General features: G+C 41.4%; 11 protein-coding genes. 9 read left to right on the plus strand and 2 right to left on the minus strand.

Annotated features, from left to right (window positions below; all coding sequences use genetic code 11):
- Positions 1 to 238 precede the first annotated feature (238 nt).
- The 7 genes from BkAM31D_RS08715 (at position 239) to BkAM31D_RS08745 (ending at position 12,117) form a co-directional block, all read left to right on the plus strand.
- The gene (locus BkAM31D_RS08715) at positions 239 to 2,047 is read left to right on the plus strand and encodes a cache domain-containing sensor histidine kinase (protein ID WP_066151835.1); all 1,809 of its coding nucleotides are present in this window, start codon (positions 239 to 241) and stop codon (positions 2,045 to 2,047) included.
- Positions 2,025 to 3,200 carry a response regulator gene (locus BkAM31D_RS08720; RefSeq protein ID WP_066151833.1) on the plus strand — a complete coding sequence of 392 codons (1,176 nt, stop codon included), beginning with the start codon at positions 2,025 to 2,027 and terminating at the stop codon, positions 3,198 to 3,200. The genes BkAM31D_RS08715 and BkAM31D_RS08720 overlap by 23 nt, the downstream gene beginning before the upstream one ends.
- 64 nt (positions 3,201 to 3,264) lie before the next feature.
- The gene (locus tag BkAM31D_RS08725) at positions 3,265 to 4,626 is read left to right on the plus strand and encodes an ABC transporter substrate-binding protein (RefSeq protein WP_084372071.1); all 1,362 of its coding nucleotides are present in this window, start codon (positions 3,265 to 3,267) and stop codon (positions 4,624 to 4,626) included.
- A gap of 574 nt (positions 4,627 to 5,200) precedes the next feature.
- Positions 5,201 to 6,571 carry a glycoside hydrolase family 68 protein gene (locus BkAM31D_RS08730; protein WP_066151831.1) on the plus strand — a complete coding sequence of 457 codons (1,371 nt, stop codon included), beginning with the start codon at positions 5,201 to 5,203 and terminating at the stop codon, positions 6,569 to 6,571.
- A 52-nt stretch (positions 6,572 to 6,623) separates the two neighbouring features.
- A complete protein-coding gene (locus BkAM31D_RS08735) occupies positions 6,624 to 7,970 on the plus strand; it encodes a glycoside hydrolase family 68 protein (RefSeq protein WP_066151830.1) in 1,347 nt (448 codons plus the stop codon).
- 119 nt (positions 7,971 to 8,089) lie between these two features.
- On the plus strand, positions 8,090 to 9,436 hold the full coding sequence (locus BkAM31D_RS08740) for a glycoside hydrolase family 68 protein (RefSeq protein WP_066151828.1): 1,347 nt from the start codon (positions 8,090 to 8,092) through the stop codon (positions 9,434 to 9,436).
- A gap of 302 nt (positions 9,437 to 9,738) precedes the next feature.
- Positions 9,739 to 12,117, plus strand: a complete 2,379-nt coding sequence (locus BkAM31D_RS08745; protein ID WP_084372069.1) for a GH32 C-terminal domain-containing protein — start codon at positions 9,739 to 9,741, stop codon at positions 12,115 to 12,117.
- A gap of 77 nt (positions 12,118 to 12,194) precedes the next feature.
- Here the strand turns inward: BkAM31D_RS08745 and BkAM31D_RS24240 are convergent, their stop codons facing one another.
- Complete coding sequence (locus tag BkAM31D_RS24240) at positions 12,195 to 12,710, minus strand: substrate-binding domain-containing protein (RefSeq protein ID WP_306807470.1); 516 nt, start codon at positions 12,708 to 12,710, stop codon at positions 12,195 to 12,197.
- Entirely contained in the window at positions 12,692 to 13,192 is a 501-nt protein-coding gene (locus BkAM31D_RS24245) for a LacI family DNA-binding transcriptional regulator (RefSeq protein ID WP_257391649.1), read from the minus strand. The genes BkAM31D_RS24240 and BkAM31D_RS24245 overlap by 19 nt, the downstream gene beginning before the upstream one ends.
- Positions 13,193 to 13,725: 533 nt before the next feature.
- On the opposite strand from BkAM31D_RS24245, the gene BkAM31D_RS08755 reads away from it, so the two are divergent.
- Together BkAM31D_RS08755 and BkAM31D_RS08760 are read left to right on the plus strand one after the other, a co-directional pair.
- The gene (locus BkAM31D_RS08755; protein WP_235820341.1) at positions 13,726 to 15,024 is read left to right on the plus strand and encodes an ABC transporter substrate-binding protein; all 1,299 of its coding nucleotides are present in this window, start codon (positions 13,726 to 13,728) and stop codon (positions 15,022 to 15,024) included.
- Between the two features lie 476 nt (positions 15,025 to 15,500).
- Positions 15,501 to 16,445, plus strand: coding sequence for a carbohydrate ABC transporter permease (locus tag BkAM31D_RS08760; protein WP_066159960.1), 945 nt, complete (start codon positions 15,501 to 15,503; stop codon positions 16,443 to 16,445).
- Position 16,446 lies beyond the last annotated feature (1 nt).

A 16,446-nucleotide genomic window follows, 5' to 3' on the forward strand; every position in this document is an offset into this window, starting at 1 on the left:
TAGTAGCGTGGGACAAGAAACGACAGTCGTACATATGATTCTATCTGCGCTAAGTAAATACAAGGACTTTGCTGTTTATGGTATTCTCTAAAGAAGTTTATTTTAAAAATATGTCAGTTCGAAACGGTGAGCAACATTCAATTGTTTTGCTATTTTCTTCTGAGTGGCTAGTAGTGTTAGGTAAGAACGATTGCAGACTACAAGGCAATCGTTCTTTAGTGAAAGGAGCTTTATTTTTGTGAAAAGCATTCAAAGTCGCCTCTTGATTATGCTTATTATGTTTATCATTCTCCCGTATTTTTTATCTGTGCTTTTGATATATGGTTATACGAAGAAGAATGTGGAGCGGTATGAGCTTGCAAGCAGTCATGATCAAATGCAAGAGGTGTCGGAACATCTCGAACAATATTTTCAGGACATGATTCATCTTCCGTATATGTTGTATCGAAATCCTGATTTATTTCGAATTTCAGACGATGATGTTGAAGATTCTGTTTATTCGAACCCGTTGATTATTGAAAAAGCACTGAAAACTTTTTATTTGATGCGAAGGGAAATCCGCCAAGTCCGGTATTATATTGCGAACGAAGAAAATTCGTTTTCTGTTTATAATGCGATGATAAGTGCCCGAAAGCATCAACCGGATTTATTAAAGCAAAACTCTATTCACGATCTCGTAAACTCTGAAGAGAATTTTGTGATTGAGCCGCCCCATCAGATTGAGAATTATACCGATGCGGCGATCATACCCCAGTCGGATAAAACGATGGTTTTGACGATTCATCATAAAATCATGGATGTCCTGTCAAATGAACTTCTTGGTATCATTACGGTTGATATCGATATGGATGAATATATCCGCATCAGTAATCGTCTCATCCAAGGGGGGGAAGAGTCGGCATTTTTAATGGATTCCGATGGTTTGATCATTTATGCAAGTGATCAAGACTTGATCGGAAAACCTATGCCTACCGAATTACGGTCGCAGATCAATCAAGAGGAAATATACTCTGATGATGGCGATATTATTTTGTCTAAAACCTTGTCGGGGCCGTTAGATCAATGGGAGTTAGTGAAGATCACCCCGAGCGAGTTCCTGTTCAATGAGGTGAGGCAAACCGCCCATACAAATATCATAGTCGGTGTGGGAGTGGTATTTTTGGGCTTGTTGATGGTTGTCATTATTTCTTACAAAATTACTCGTCCGATCAAACTCCTTAGCAGGAAAGTGCGGAGAATTGAGGGCGAGAATATGGACAAGGACGTGCTGTTTGATGATCAACGAGAAGATGAAATCGGCCATCTGGAAAAGCATATAAAGGGGATGATGGACCGAATTAATCTTCACATTGAACGTGAATATAAACTGGAGATTGAAAATAGGAAGAACCAGTTTAAGGCTCTAAAGTCTCAGGTGAATCCGCACTTCTTATATAATTCATTACAGTCCATCGGTGCGGTTGCTTTAAGGTCTAATTCTCCGGATGTGTATAAATATGTGACGTCCCTCTCTCGCATGATGCGATACTCCATTCGTGCAGATCAATGGGTGACGGTTCAAAGTGAAGTGGATTATATAAAAGCCTATTTGGACCTTCAAATGGAGCGTTTTCGAACAAGTTTAAGCTACTCAATTGATATACACGAAACAATTCTTGATATTAGAGTTCCGAGTATGATTTTACAACCGCTTGTTGAAAATTTCTTTAAACACTGTTATGAAGAGGGAGTTTATGATGCTCATTTGCACGTTTATGGAGAAGTACGAGAGGAATATTTATATCTAGTTGTTGAAAATGATGGACCGAGTCTAACGGATGAAGAGTTAGTGGCGTTAAGGGAAAAATTCTATACGACGGGTGATGAAGAAATCGATTCACACGAGCATATCGGCCTGAAAAATATTCATGAACGGTTAGTTTTAAATTACGGACCGAGAGCAGGACTGGAAATAGATACGAAGCAAGGACAAGGGTTTTCCGTGAGGCTTAAGATTCCAATACGTGCAAAGGAGGATGAAAAACATGAAAGTTCTATTGGTGGATGATGAATTTAATGTGCGGGATGTCATTCGTTCCTTGGGACAGTGGCAAACATACGGGGTTACGACGGTTTTGGAAGCCAATAATGGCAAAGAGGCAAAAAGGTTGATTGAACGGGAATCGCCGGAAATTATTTTTACAGACGTGAAAATGCCCGAAATGAGCGGGATCGAATTAATCGAGTGGCTAGATGCGATCTCTTATCCGGGTAAAGTGATTATGGTTACCGTCTGTGACGACTATTCTTTCATGCGTAAAGCGATTCAGTACAGCAGCTTCGATTATTTGTTGAAACCAATTGAAGTTGATGCGCTCAATCAAGCATTGTCCGGTGCTGTGAATGCTTGGAAAAGCGAAGAGGAGGAACGGCAAAACAAAGAGTCGGGCATTTATGAAGATGTTAAAAGCTTACGTATGAACCGGGTGGTAACGGCAGCTTGTAACGGCGAGCCTTTTGATGCTGGACAAATTTCATTATGTCTTCCGCAAGCTGATGGATACGATCTTGCTTTACTTTCCTTTTACCAGATGCACGATTCGGATTCTTATATTCAGTTGTTGACTAAGGAGCTTTGTGATCGAAAGTGGGGAAATGCCTTTGCGTTATTGAACGATCATCATCTCTGTGTCGTTATGACTGTACCTGGTAAATGGTTAGCGGTAGAAGAATGGATCAGTCATCACTTTGATATTCCCATTCGTTATTTCAGCATTCCATTGAAATCATTGGAAGATCTGCCTTCGTCCTTTCAAGCTGCGCAAAGGGAGATGGACGATTTAAACTTCAGATCGATAAACCGGCTGACCCATGTCGATGATGCGATGCGCATGCATGATATTGTCGCTTATGTGGACAAGTATTTTACAGAAGAGGTGAGTTTAGAAAAACTGTCCAACCGCTTTTTCCTGAGTCGCGAACATATCTCAAGAAGATTCAAGCAAGAAAAAGGAGTGACCCTGTCTGAATACGTCACTCAACTTAGAATTGAACAAGCGAAACAGTGGTTAATTCAAACGGACGAGAAGGTGTACTCGATTTCAATAAAGCTTGGATATCAGGATGGAAACTTTTTTTCAAAGCTATTCAAAAAAATGGTTGGAATGACACCAATCCAGTACCGGGATTATAGAAAAGGCAAAACAGAAAAGGTTAAATAGATCCGTTTTTGGCTTTTAAAACTAGGGAGTATTTATAAGTAGTAAGATTACTTGAGGGGAAACAATGAATAAAAAGATGTTGCTATTGTTTTGGACAGGTAACCTCATCATCTCACTTTTCGCGTGTGAAGCTGGCAATGAAATAGTGAAAAAGGAAACGATAAGTGAAGATCAGAAAATTACGTTGGAAGTGTGGAATCGGAAAGTCGAAATTTCCACACAGTTCGAAGAGATGATTCTAGCTTATGAGAAGGAAAATCAGGGTGTGGATCTAATCGTTCGTACCGTAGGCGGAGGAGTCGATGACCGCAGCGATCTAATCGCACAGTTAGCTGCCGGAAAAGGTCCTGATATCTTTACGAACGGTGGATACGAAGAGGCCAAAATGTGGAGTGAGTATTTGGAAGACCTTTCTGATCAACCATGGATTGAGTATGCATTAGAAGAGGCGCTGGCATCAATGACATTTGATGACAACATTTACGGAATGCCAATAAGCCTTGAAGGGTATGGGTTCATTTACAATAAAGATTTATTTAAAGAGGCAGGCATTGAAACGGTGCCCAAAACGCTCACTGAATTAATCGCAGCAGCAGAAAAATTGGAAGCGGCAGGCATCACCCCTTTTGCAATCGGATATTATGAAAAATGGAAATTAGGCCATCTTATAAACATTGCCTTCGCGCAACAGGAAGATCCAGATGCCTTTATTAAAGGCCTGAATGACAGAACGCTAGACATCGAACACAATCAAATATTTAAAGACCTGGTAAGGTTGTTGGATGTATCAATTAAATACGGAAACGAGAATCCGTTGACTACGGATTACAACATGGAAGTGAATTTATTTGCCACTGGGAGAGCAGCGATGATCCAGCAAGGTAACTGGATTCAACCGATGCTCGATCAACAATCGCCAAAGATGAACATCGGATTTCTGCCAATCGCAATGAATGACGACCCTAAAAACGATGCCTTAGCGGTCGGTGTCCCTAATTACTGGGTCGTGAATAAACAATCGCCCCCGGAAAAGAAGAAAGAAGCAAAGAAATTTTTAAACTGGATGGTTTCTTCTGAACAAGGAAAACACTTTATGACCGAACAATTCAAATTTATCCCGGCGTTTAAACATATTGAGACAAACGATTTAGGACCGCTCGCAGACGATATTATTCGTTACGCCGAGGATGGGAAAACGTTGTCCTTTAATTGGTTTAAATACCCTGGGGGAGCTAGGGATGAGTTCGACCACGAGTTCGGGCTTGCCATGCAAGCTTATATTGATAAACGGCTTACTCATGATCAACTGCTGCAAGAGTTGCAGAAGTCGGGAGCGGGGGGACGGTTCTCGTGCTTCCTTATCTTTGCTCCTCATATTTGTCACACCCCGAATCTTATCGAAGTTAAACAAGTCCTGCTCTTCTGACGAAATGGAGCAGGGCTTTACTTATATAGCTCGTTCTTTTGTTAGTTAGTAATAAAAAATCAGAAGAATAGGTGGAGCACGGCTGGGAGATATTCTCTCATCGTTCCTAAGCCCCAAAAAACAATGAAGATGCAATAAAATAGTATATGCTAGATTCAACTAAAGACAAATATTCCTCTTAAAAAATCCTCCCTCTATAAATAGCATGAACCCACTCTAACAATTACTTTATCAGCAATTAAATCTCATAATGTATAGAGTTTCTAGTAATGTAACTCTCGCCATACCACTGTACAACAAATCTCTAATCATCTATTTTCAATCTAATTTTAAGGCGTAAGTTGAGGGAAGCATGAGAACCGTCCCGCTGCTTCGTGAACGACAAGTGGTGGGGATTGTTACTGTTTTTCTACAGGGAAACCTAAAATCTATTAGACGAATCGTACTGTTACGGAAATCTATGAACCTTTTAGGTTTGTTATACCACCAAAAAAATGAAGGGAGGCAATAATGAAAAAATAGTTGTTTGTAAATGAAAAATATTAATCAATTCAATTAAAGAGAGGGAAAACAAATGAAAATCAAAACTCGTAAAAAGGTAGGAAAATTAGTTTTATGTGCTGCGATTTTAGCGAGCAGTCTGACAAGCATTAGCGTTGCTGCGAGCTCTAACTGGAGTATTGAGGATGATTACACGGCATCATGGTCCAGACAGCAAGCAGAGAAAGTGGCTCTAACGGAAGAGACGACAGCCCCAATCATCGATTTGGACTTTGAAGATGTAGCTCCGGATGTGTGGGTTTGGGATACTTGGCCGCTTCAAAACAGAGACGGTTCCCTTGCGAACGTGAAAGGTTACAGAATCGCATTCGCATTGGTTGCACCACGTACTTATACTTGGCATGACCGTCATACTGAAGCAAGAATCGGCATGTTCTACTCTAAAAACGGCAAGGATTGGACGTATGCTGGAATTCCATACGACTATGACAACGCGTTAGGGCACATGCAATGGGCTGGATCTGCTATGTTGGACGAGAAAGGAAAAGTGCATTTCTTCTATACAGCAACTAGTGATATGAATGCCAATGGCGGTAAAGAATTTAATCAAGACGGATGGGTGCAAAGAGCGGAACAACGCCTAGCTAAGACGACATTTGATATCAGTGCAGACAAAAATGGCGTGCATCTGACAAATGAAGGGGATCACCAAATTCTTCTTGAAGCAGATGGCCATCATTATGAAACGATCGAACAGTTCCAAGAGCACGGAAATATCATCACTGGATTCCGCGATCCGTTTTTCTTCAAAGATCCGAATACAGGTGAAGAATACATTATTTGGGAAGGTCAAGCAGGCACTAACAGAAATGATATCAAACCGGAAAATATCGGGGATAAAGAATACCGCGAATCACACAACGTTCCTGATCATGCGAAATTTTATAACGGAAATATCGGAATTGCGAAAGTACTTGACAACGACGTAACTAAACTTGAAATATTACCGCCGCTTCTTGAGTCGGTTGGGGTTAACCATCAGTTAGAACGTCCGCATGTTGTGGTAAAAGACGACACTTACTACCTGCTTACAATCAGTCATGAATTTACGTTTGCACCAGGTTTAACAGGTCCGGATGGATTGTACGGTTTTGTCGGCGAGGGAAGCTTGCGCACAGATTATAAGCCAGTAAATGGCACAGGTCTTGTTGTTGCCAATCCGGCGGAAAAACCGTTTCAAGCTTATTCATGGTGGGCGGCTCCAGATGGCCAGGTTATCAGCTTCATTAATGAACCTGTAGATGAGAATGGACAAGTTAAATTTGGCGGAACATTTGCACCGACGCTGAAGGTATCCTTTGACGGTGACAAAACAAAGATCGTGAAAGAAATGCAAGCTGGAGAAATCAAACCATTCGGTCCTTACGGTAGATCTTTAAAGTAATACTTTGGGCGAAGTGGGTGAACCAAAATTCTTGAAACAAAGGAGCGATAACATGTCTATCCAAAAAAGGATTCAAAAAAAAGGGAAAGCACTAACGACTTTAGCTTTGGCGACAACCCTTGCTGTTTCTGCATTGATTCCTGTTCACGCCGAGGTCGCGGACACGACTGTTAACTGGACTCGTGAACAAGTATCGAAAATTGAACTCAATAAAGATAATACCTTGCCTTATACAGATGTAAGTAAACTAGAGAAATTTACGGAAGATTACCATGTTTGGGATTCATGGCCACTAACCGACCGCGATGGAAATATCGCCTCGATTAAAGGCTGGAAAGTGTTGTTTGCACTGTCTGCTCCTAACAATGTACTGCCAGGTAAAGTGCATGACATTGCAACCATCCGCTATTTTTATTCGAAAAACGGGAAAGATTGGACGCTTGGTGGAACGCTTTTCCCTGAGGGAGCTTCATTAGGATCTCGTGAATGGGCTGGATCTGCCATGATGGATGACGGTAAAATCCATGCATTCTATACAGCAACTGGACATAGAGGTCAAGAGCATTTAACTTTTGAACAGCGATTGGCGATGGCTACAGGTGATATCGTAGCAGACAGCAAAGGAGTCCGTTTTGAAAACTGGGGTGATCACAAGATCATTTTAGAGCCGGACGGTAAGTATTATCAAACAAGAGAGCAAGCTCAGCAAGGTGAAGGCGGGGGCTATGCTTTCCGTGACCCTATGTGGTTTAAAGACCCCAAAACGGACAAGGAATATATTTTGTTTGAAGGGAATTCAGGCGGTGCTGTAGGTGATCGTACCTTTAAACAAGAATATGCAGGAAGTATTGAGTACACTAGTAAAAACCCAGTTCCTGCAGGCGCTGTACATGCGAATGGGAACATCGGTATTGCAGAGGTAGTGGATGGCGATCCTTCAAATCTTAAAATGCTCCCGCCGCTTTTGGAAGCTAATTATGTAAATGAAGAATTAGAACGTCCGCATATCGTTGTAAAGGATAATAAATATTATTTATTCACTGATACTCATATCAATAAATATGCTGAAGGGCTTCAAGGTCCTGAAGGTTTGTATGGTTTTGTTTCTGATACATTGTTCGGTGGTTATGAGCCGTTAAATGAAAGTGGTTTAGTTTTAGCTAATCCTCCTGAAAATCCATACCAAGCTTATTCATGGTTGGTTCTTCCGAATTTAAGTGTCGTAGGGTTTGCTCATTTTGGTGATATTGGTGATATGTCAATTGGTGATATTGGACATCAACCAGATGAATTCCAATTTGAACATTTTGGAGGAACATTGCCTCCAACTGTTAAGCTATCAATCAAAGGCGATACGACAAAAATAGGAAAAGAATACAGCCCTGGTTGGATTAAGTAATAAGGAAATGATAGAAATGGTCGGCTAATCGAACAAGAGATTAGCTGGCCATTCTGTTCATTTTCAAGGAAGTATTCGTTTTATTGCAGGGTATGGAGCTATTTAGAGGAGGAACATAAATGGAACGCAAAAGAAATAAAAAGGGCAAATGTTTTTTAGCAGCGGTGATAGGCCTTTCTGCTGTATTCGCTCCTATTGTAAGCAGTGGTGTATCTGCCAAAGAAACGATTGATCCTTATCATTGGACTCGTGAAGATGTGAGCCATCTTTCAATGAATACTCAAAATACGGCACCTACTATTCAGAAAGACGAGCTTATTGAAATCACATCAGACTCTTATATTTGGGATACGTGGCCGTTGCAGGAAAAGAATGGACATCCAGCTGTCGTAAACGGTTTTAAAATTATTTTTGCTTTGTCAGTACCTAAAGATGTTCTTCCTGGTAAAAGACATGATACAGCTGAAATTCATTATTTCTTTTCAAAGGACGGGAAGAGCTGGCAATCCGGCGGCCCTGTTTTCAAAGATGGAGAAGCGTTAGGCTCAAGACAATGGGCTGGATCTTCGATTGTTCACAAAGATGGGAAATTACAGATTTTCTACACCGCAACAGGTAAGAAAGGTGAAACTCAATTAAGCTATGATCAGCGAATCGCAACCGCAACGGCAACGATAAAAACAACGAACACAAATGTGTCATTTGAGGATTGGTCCACACACGAAATCATCCTTGAAGCGGATGGAGAACACTATCAAACAAGTGAACAAACAGGTCCTCAAGAATCTTCATATGCATTCCGTGATCCTTATTTTTTCCAGGATCCAAAAACTGGGGAAGAATATCTTTTGTTTGAGGGGAATTCCGCAGGGACTCTTGAAAAGAGACCATATAAACATGAATATATTGGCTCGTCAAAATTTCGTCAAAACCATGTAATCCCTGATGGATCCAAAGAGTTTAATGGCAGTGTTGGAATTGCCAAAGCAACGAATCAAGGTTTGTCTACATTTACATTGCTGCCGCCATTGTTGGAAGCGAACTATGTAAATGATGAATTGGAAAGACCAAGTGTCATGGTTAAAGGAAACAACTATTATCTTTTTGTAAAGACTCACAGTGAGAAATTTGCCCCTGGCCTTCAGGCACCGGAAGGGTTATACGGGTTTACGTCAGACTCGCTTTTTGGAGGCTATCAACCTTTGAATGAAAGTGGGTTAGTCATCGCCAATCCATCTGATAATCCGTATCAAGGCTATTCTTGGATGGTGATGTCCAATGGCACTGTCATCAGTTTTGTCAATTATGTGGATGTGGATGGGAAAGATATTTATGAGATTGGCGAGCAATCACCAGAATATCAATTCGACCACTTTGGCGGAATGCTGGCACCTTCATTAAAAATATCGATCACACGTAATGAAACAAAAATCCTTCATGAAAAGAAGCAAGGGGTTTTTAAGTAAATCCACACTTAATAGATAGAAAGACGGATCATAAATGAGAAGGACAAGCAATGGCGTTCGGTTTTTGACTGAGCGCCATTGACAAGGTGTAATCAAATCATAATCATGAGTCAACCTCTTATGGGAAGGCTGTTTTCATAAAGATTGTTGCTATGAAATAGTGTTTCCTTTTAGTGAAATGGAGCGCAATGGAACGAACATGTGAAGGACACGTAAGCCATAAAAACAACAAAGTATGCGAAAACAGCCTATGAGAAAAAGTGAGATTTCAACTATTTTCAAATAGGAAAGAGAGGAACATCATGAAACGTTATCTCGTAATCTTTTTTTTGATTGTTATAGCGCTGGTCATCTGGTTGGCTACAAGTCATTCAAATGACGAGCAAGAGCAAGTGGAAGAGGATCTTCAACAAGAAGATGAATCTTTAGAGGGTTTGGCTGCCTACTGGACATTTGATGAAGGAGCAGGCACAACGACTGTTGAAGCACGTTCCAATCTAGAACACCACATTCATTATGTGTTTAATAACGCAGTTGATAAACCAAACAGTGAGCCGCTATGGAAGCAGGGGATTTCAGGAAATGCTTTATTGTTTGATGGCTACTCAACTTGGGTAGCAGCAGATGCATCGACACTAGATATCCAAGGAGATGCGATGACCATTGAAGCTTGGGTCGCGCCTCGAGCATTTGAGTGGGGAAATGAGGGAAAACTTTCTTCGATTCTTAGTTATCACAACCAAGAGGAGAATCAAGGCTTTCAATTAGGTGTGTTTCGTCATGGAACATGGTCGTTCCAATTCGGGACAGGGGAGGAATGGCTGGAAGTGTGGGCAGATGAGGAATTTAGACTTCCGCGTAATGAATGGTCCCACCTTGTTGCTGTTTTTTCCGAAGAACGAAACGAAGTCGTCCTTTATCGGAATGGTGAACAAGCAGGCCATCTAGAGGTTCCGCCTCATACTCAGGTCGCCTTACCTGATCAAGAACTTCGAATTGGAAAAAATAATGCCCCTGCTAAAATAAGTGATACTTTTGATGCGAGTATGTTTAATGGGTTAATAGATGAGGTGGCCATTTATCAAAAGGCAGTTGAACCGGCTTTTGTTAAGGAGAGCTTTGCTCAATTCGGTGAACTTCCTGACCCAAGCGTTGAACTTGCTTGGGACAGAAACAGATATGAAGGCGATCGCCATCGGCCTCAGTTCCATTTTACACCCCCAGAGCATTGGATGAACGAACCTCATGCTCCGCTTTACTTCAATGGACAGTACCATTTATTTTATCAGTTTAATCCAGCAGGACCTTATTGGGGCGGTATTCACTGGGGACATGCTGTCAGTGATGATCTGATTCATTGGAGAGACTTGCCGATTGCCTTAGCCCCTGAAGCCGATCAAGTCGACCCTGATGGTGTATGGTCCGGGGATTCGATTATTGATGATGAAGGCAACCCTGCGTTATTTTTTACCGCTGGGAATGACAGCATGATGCCTAATCAAATGACAGGTCTAGCAAGAAGTACGTTTTTAGAGGATCAACATCCTGATTTAGTGAATTGGATTAAGCACCCAGAACCTGTCACCATTCAAGAAGAAGAGATTCAAACGGAGAAAGGAACGGTTTGGCATGGGCAATTTAGAGATCCGTTTGTTTTTAAATCTGGAGATAAATGGGTCCAGCTTGTTGGTTCAGGAATCAGAAATGGCGAGGAGTCAGTTGGAGGAACGGCGCTTGTTTATACATCAGATAATTTAATTGATTGGCAGTATGAGCATCCTTTAATGATTGGCAATGTCCTCGACTATCCAAAAACGGGGGATGTGTGGGAGCTTCCCGTGCTATTACCGATTGGGAAAAACGATAATGGTGAAGAAAAATATGTCTTTCTCATTAATCCATGGTTTGACGGCGATAGTGAACATGCGGTGAAATATGTTTGGTATTGGATCGGTTCGTGGGATGAGGAAACCTATCAGTTTATCCCTGATCACGTGGAGCCGCAGCTGCTAGATGTCGGAGAACACTTTACAGGTCCAAGCGGAATGGTCGATGGTCAAGGCCGAGCCATTGTGTTTTCGATTGCACAGGATAGAAGAACCGAAGAAAGCCGGTACAATGCCGGCTGGGCTCATAATGCGGGCTTGCCTATTGTCCTTTCGCTTCGTGACGACCATCGTTTAGGAGTGGAACCGGTTCAGGAAGTAGAACGTTTAAGAGAAGAGCACCTTTATGCACTCGACACCCCTGCTACGATAGAAGATGTGAACCAACAAATAGCAGACCTCAGTGGAGACATGCTTGAAATTGAATTGGAAATAGAAAGAAAAGCAGCTCAAAAAGTCGGGATAAAAGTACGGCAATCACCAGATCAAGAAGAAGAAACGCTTCTATTCTATGATTTTGACGAACAAACGATGAATGTCGATCGCGAGCGTTCTAGTCTTTCAGATCATGTGGATAAAGGAATTCAAGGAGGAAAGGTTGAGTTTGAAGGCGATCTTTTACGCCTCCGTCTCTTTCTTGACCGTTCTATGGTGGAAGCTTATATAAATGGCGTAAATAGTTTAACAACACGCGTCTACCCATCAAGAGACGATTCTCTCTTTCTAGAATTATTTTCAGAAGGAGAGTCGGAAGTGAAGAAAATGAATGTGTGGAGAATGGGAAGCGCCTATTAAAAAAAGGGTCAGACCCCAATTGTACAGGGGTCTGACCCTTTTTCGATGAAATGGTGTCCGATCAAAGCGCGGCGTCATTACGTCGTGTCACCTTTTATCAGCTCGACATCCACAATCGTGTTATTCGGCTTGTCACCTTCCTTGTCCTCAATCATCTTGACTAATGTTGAGCATAGCTCCCGTCCAAGGCGGTCTGCTGGCTGCTTGATGGTTGTGAGCTTCGGATCTTGAAGCATGCGTGTAAAGGACGTATAGTCATAGCCTACAATTTTTAGCTGCTCAGGGACTTGAATGTTGTTTTTCTTGGCGTGAATATACAGAGCATATGCCAGCATATCATTGCTGCAAAATACACCATCATATTTGGCAAGCTCATCGGCTACTTGTTCTTCAATGAATGTCTCATAGTTCTTGAAAAGAGAGAAAGCTTTTCGGCTGTATTCTTGCTCAATTACCTTAAAAGGAATGTCGTGTTTCATACAAGTTAGTTTAAAGGCATCGGCACGCCTATTTGGCAGCACATCAATATCGAGTGGACCAGATAAGTGGAGTAAATGTTTACAACCGCTTTCAATTAAATGCTGAGTCGCAATCGTACCCCGTTCAAGTTATCTGATCCTACATAAGGGATGTTGTTTGACATAATTCGATCAAACGATACGATCGGTAGCTTCACCTTTTTATATTCTTCTATATCCAGGGTTTGGCTGCACATAATAATGCCATCGACACGATTTTCTTTCAGCATGCCTATGTATTTCGCTTCTTTTTCAGCCTCATCTAATGAGTTGCAGATCAGAATTTTATAGTTATGTTGATAAGCGAATAACTCAATGTTTTTAATGAGTTCAGCAAAAAACGGATGTTCAGAATCAGGAACGATCACTCCAAGGAGATATGACTGACTTCTTTGAAGGGCACGGGCAATTTGATTTGGAGAATAATCAATAGCAGCCATGGCCTTTTCGACTTTCTTTCGTGTCTCTTTCCCGATATAGCCTCTATTATTTATGACGCGTGACACAGTCGTGACTGAGACGCCAGCCTCTTTTGCAACATCTTTTATACTTACCATAGCGATCTCCTTTGTCTAAGAATTATTAAGTGAATGAAAACGTTCTTATTTTTAACATAACAAACAATGACAGAAATAAACAAGAAAAAGCATTTCGTCTTCCAAAAAATTTGATACGGATGTTAAAAGTGTAGCACGAATGTGGTAACGAATGACATATATTTTTTTCGTGTGAAAAAAAGGGTAAGTTGAATTTTAGCTAGGTTTTTATGGGGATATAAGATGGGTTTACATTGATATACTAGAATTCTAACATTAAACTGATATGAATGTGGTAACGTATTCATATTTTAAGTGAAATTTTAAATGTGTTAGCAGAAAATTAGAATTGACATATAGATTTTTGCTGTAATAACAGGGGTGAAAACGTATTTAATTGGAAAATATCATTAATTATTTGTATGAAAACGTTTGACATATATATGCGCCGGCCTATATACTTTGTGTAAGCTCTTTCAAAGAGAGCTGTAAACGTTCGCTTTGCTTTGTAAGGTTAATAGTTTTTGAAAAATGAAAAAGTAGGGGGAATTACAGTGAGTAAAGCAAGATTGATCTTTGGAATGATGTTGATTATTAGTTTGATGGCAGTAGGTTGCAGTCAGAATCAAGATGTTGTAAATGAAAGCGATAGCAACAAGGAAGAGGTTGCAGGTGTGATCGAACTGGATATGTGGATTCACCAGTCTGGTGAAGATGAGACGAACTACAATTTAGAGCGGATTGCAGCGTTTAACGAAGCCCATGATAGCGAGATCCATATTAATGTTGAAGTGGTCATGGATGATGGCGGCAGCTCGTACAACGACAGTTTGAACGCGGCATTGGTTGCTGGCAATCTACCAGATGTGTTAGCGCTGGACGGTCCTTTCGTTGCTAGTTATGCCGAAGCTAATATTATCGCGCCTGTAACGGAGTTTATCTCAGACGAAGATCGCGCCGATTTTGTTGATTCGATTATTGAACAAGGTACGTTTAATGGCGAATTGTATTCTTTAGGGGCTATGGAGTCATCGGTGGTTCTTTATTACAATAAAGAAATTTTTGAAGCAGAAGGGATTGAAGCCCCGACTACGATTGAAGAAGCGTGGACGTGGGACGAGTTTATGGCAGTAGCGAAGCAATTAACAACAGACGATCGTTACGGACTGAACTTGTTTATGGATTATGGAGTAGGTGAGTGGTACACGTATATGGGAGCACCGTTTGTTTGGTCAAATGGCGGATCATTAATCTCAGAAGATGGAACGACCGTAGACGGCTATTTAAATGGACCCGAATCAGTTGAGGCGCTGGAATTTGTGAAGAGTTTATTTGAAGAGGGTGTTGTCAGCTTAACTCCTTCAGAAACCCAGTTTGAATCAGGGAAAGCAGCAATGGCTCTTGGAGGACCTTGGATTGCGCTCTCTGCAGAAAATGCAGGATTGGATTATGGTATGATGCCATATCCGTACAGCGAAGTTCCGAAATCGCCATCAGGCAGTATGGCTTATGCCGTTTCATCCCAAGCAGATCATCCAGAAGCAGCGTATAAAGTGATGCAATGGATGACAAATGAAGAGTCAACGATCGGCTTATCAAGAGTAACAGGAATGCCTCCGGCTCGTAAGTCGGCGTTTGAGAACATGGAATCATACAATGAGTTACCGAAAAAGGTGATGCGTGACCAAGTGGTAAATACAGCACACGCTCGTCCGACAACACCAGCATACCCTGTTTTAACAGACGCATTTGCCCAAGCCCTGCACGCAGCAGCGCTCGGTGAAGATCCACAAGAAGTATTAGACCAGCAAGTCCAACGCGTAGAACGCGAACTACGCAGATTTAACAAGTAATAGAGATTTTCCAAAAAGGTTGCACTTTACCTTTTTGGAAAATCTCGAAGCAATGAGCGGAACCGCTGCAGGGTTTTAAGTCCGTTATGAGTGGTTTTCTCATAACGGACGCGCAGCGAGTGGAGCCATTGCAACACAGCAAAAAAAGGTTGCACTTTACCTTTTTGGAAAATCTCGAAGCAATGAGCGGAACCGCTGCAGGGTTTTAAGTCCGTTATGAGTGGTTTTCTCATAACGGACGCGCAGCGAGTGGAGCCATTGCCACAGCCAACAAAAAAGGTTGCACTTTACCTTTTTGGAAAATCTCGAAGCAATGAGCGGAACCGCTGCAGGGTTTTAAGTCCGTTATGAGTGGTTTTCTCATAACGGACGCGCAGCGAGTGGAGCCATTGCCACAGCCTTATAAAAACATTCAGAGGGTACCCAAAAAAAAAGGACCACCCTCTGCTAAATGCCTTGATGTGGAGTGATAGGTAATGGAAGTGGATAAAAATTTGAAACGGAAGAGTCGAATTCGCTCACAAACAAAAGCTCGCTTTAACTTGAAATCTCAAAAGTCACAAGAAGTAATCAATGGATATGTATTTTTACTACCTGCCTTACTATTGTTAACGGTCTTTTTACTCTATCCGATGGGAATGGCTTTTTATTATAGTTTTACAGATTTCTATTTACTAAAACCAAATCAGATTCAATTTATTGGACTTGAAAACTTTACTTATATTTTTCAAGATCCAGAGTTTAAGCAGGCGTTTAAAAATACCGCTTATTTTGCCCTGCTCGTTGTGCCGATCCAAATGGCAGTCGCGTTAGGATTAGCGTTACTCATTAATCAGAAAATCAAAATGAAAGTAGTTTTCCGTACAGCTTATTTCAGTCCGGTCGTGATGTCATTAGTCGTTGTGTCAATCCTATGGACGTTTTTATATAACCCAAACGAAGGTTTAATTAACGAAATGCTAGGGGTATTCGGCATTTCGCCGCAGCCGTTTTTAACAAGTCCGAATCAAGCGATGAATTCCATTATTGCGATGTCGGTATGGCAAGGGGCGGGATTTCAAATGTTGATTTTCCTTGCCGGGCTGCAAAATATTCCGAAGCATTTGTATGAAGCTGCTTCGATAGATGGAGCAACCCCTTGGCAGCAATTTTGGAACATTACGTTGCCAGGTCTGCGCAATGTTTCCGTTTTTATTTTCGTGACGATCACGATTGCCGCAGTAAAGTTATTGGTTCAACCGATGATCATGACCCAAGGCGGGCCATTAGGATCCACGAAAACGCTTGTTTATCACATATATGAAGTTGGCTTTAACTACCGTGATGTCGGCTATGCGTCATCGATGGCCGTTGTATTCACGATATTAGTCTTACTTATTACAATTATCCAACGTAAGGTCGTTGCAGAGGAAAGAGGGTAAC

The sequence above is a fragment of the Halalkalibacter krulwichiae genome (assembly GCF_002109385.1).
GTDB lineage: Bacteria > Bacillota > Bacilli > Bacillales > Bacillaceae_D > Halalkalibacter > Halalkalibacter krulwichiae.

Bases quoted from the DNA above. Each gene is read 5' to 3' on its own strand.
- BkAM31D_RS08725 (WP_084372071.1), top strand. From the start codon at position 3,265: ATGAATAAAAAGATGTTGCTATTGTTTTGGACAGGTAACCTCATCATC.
- BkAM31D_RS08720 (WP_066151833.1), top strand. From the start codon at position 2,025: ATGAAAGTTCTATTGGTGGATGATGAATTTAATGTGCGGGATGTCATT.
- BkAM31D_RS08735 (WP_066151830.1), top strand. From the start codon at position 6,624: ATGTCTATCCAAAAAAGGATTCAAAAAAAAGGGAAAGCACTAACGACT.
- BkAM31D_RS08745 (WP_084372069.1), top strand. From the start codon at position 9,739: ATGAAACGTTATCTCGTAATCTTTTTTTTGATTGTTATAGCGCTGGTC.
- BkAM31D_RS08730 (WP_066151831.1), top strand. From the start codon at position 5,201: ATGAAAATCAAAACTCGTAAAAAGGTAGGAAAATTAGTTTTATGTGCT.
- BkAM31D_RS24245 (WP_257391649.1), bottom strand. From the start codon at position 13,192: ATGGTAAGTATAAAAGATGTTGCAAAAGAGGCTGGCGTCTCAGTCACG.
- BkAM31D_RS08740 (WP_066151828.1), top strand. From the start codon at position 8,090: ATGGAACGCAAAAGAAATAAAAAGGGCAAATGTTTTTTAGCAGCGGTG.
- BkAM31D_RS08760 (WP_066159960.1), top strand. From the start codon at position 15,501: ATGGAAGTGGATAAAAATTTGAAACGGAAGAGTCGAATTCGCTCACAA.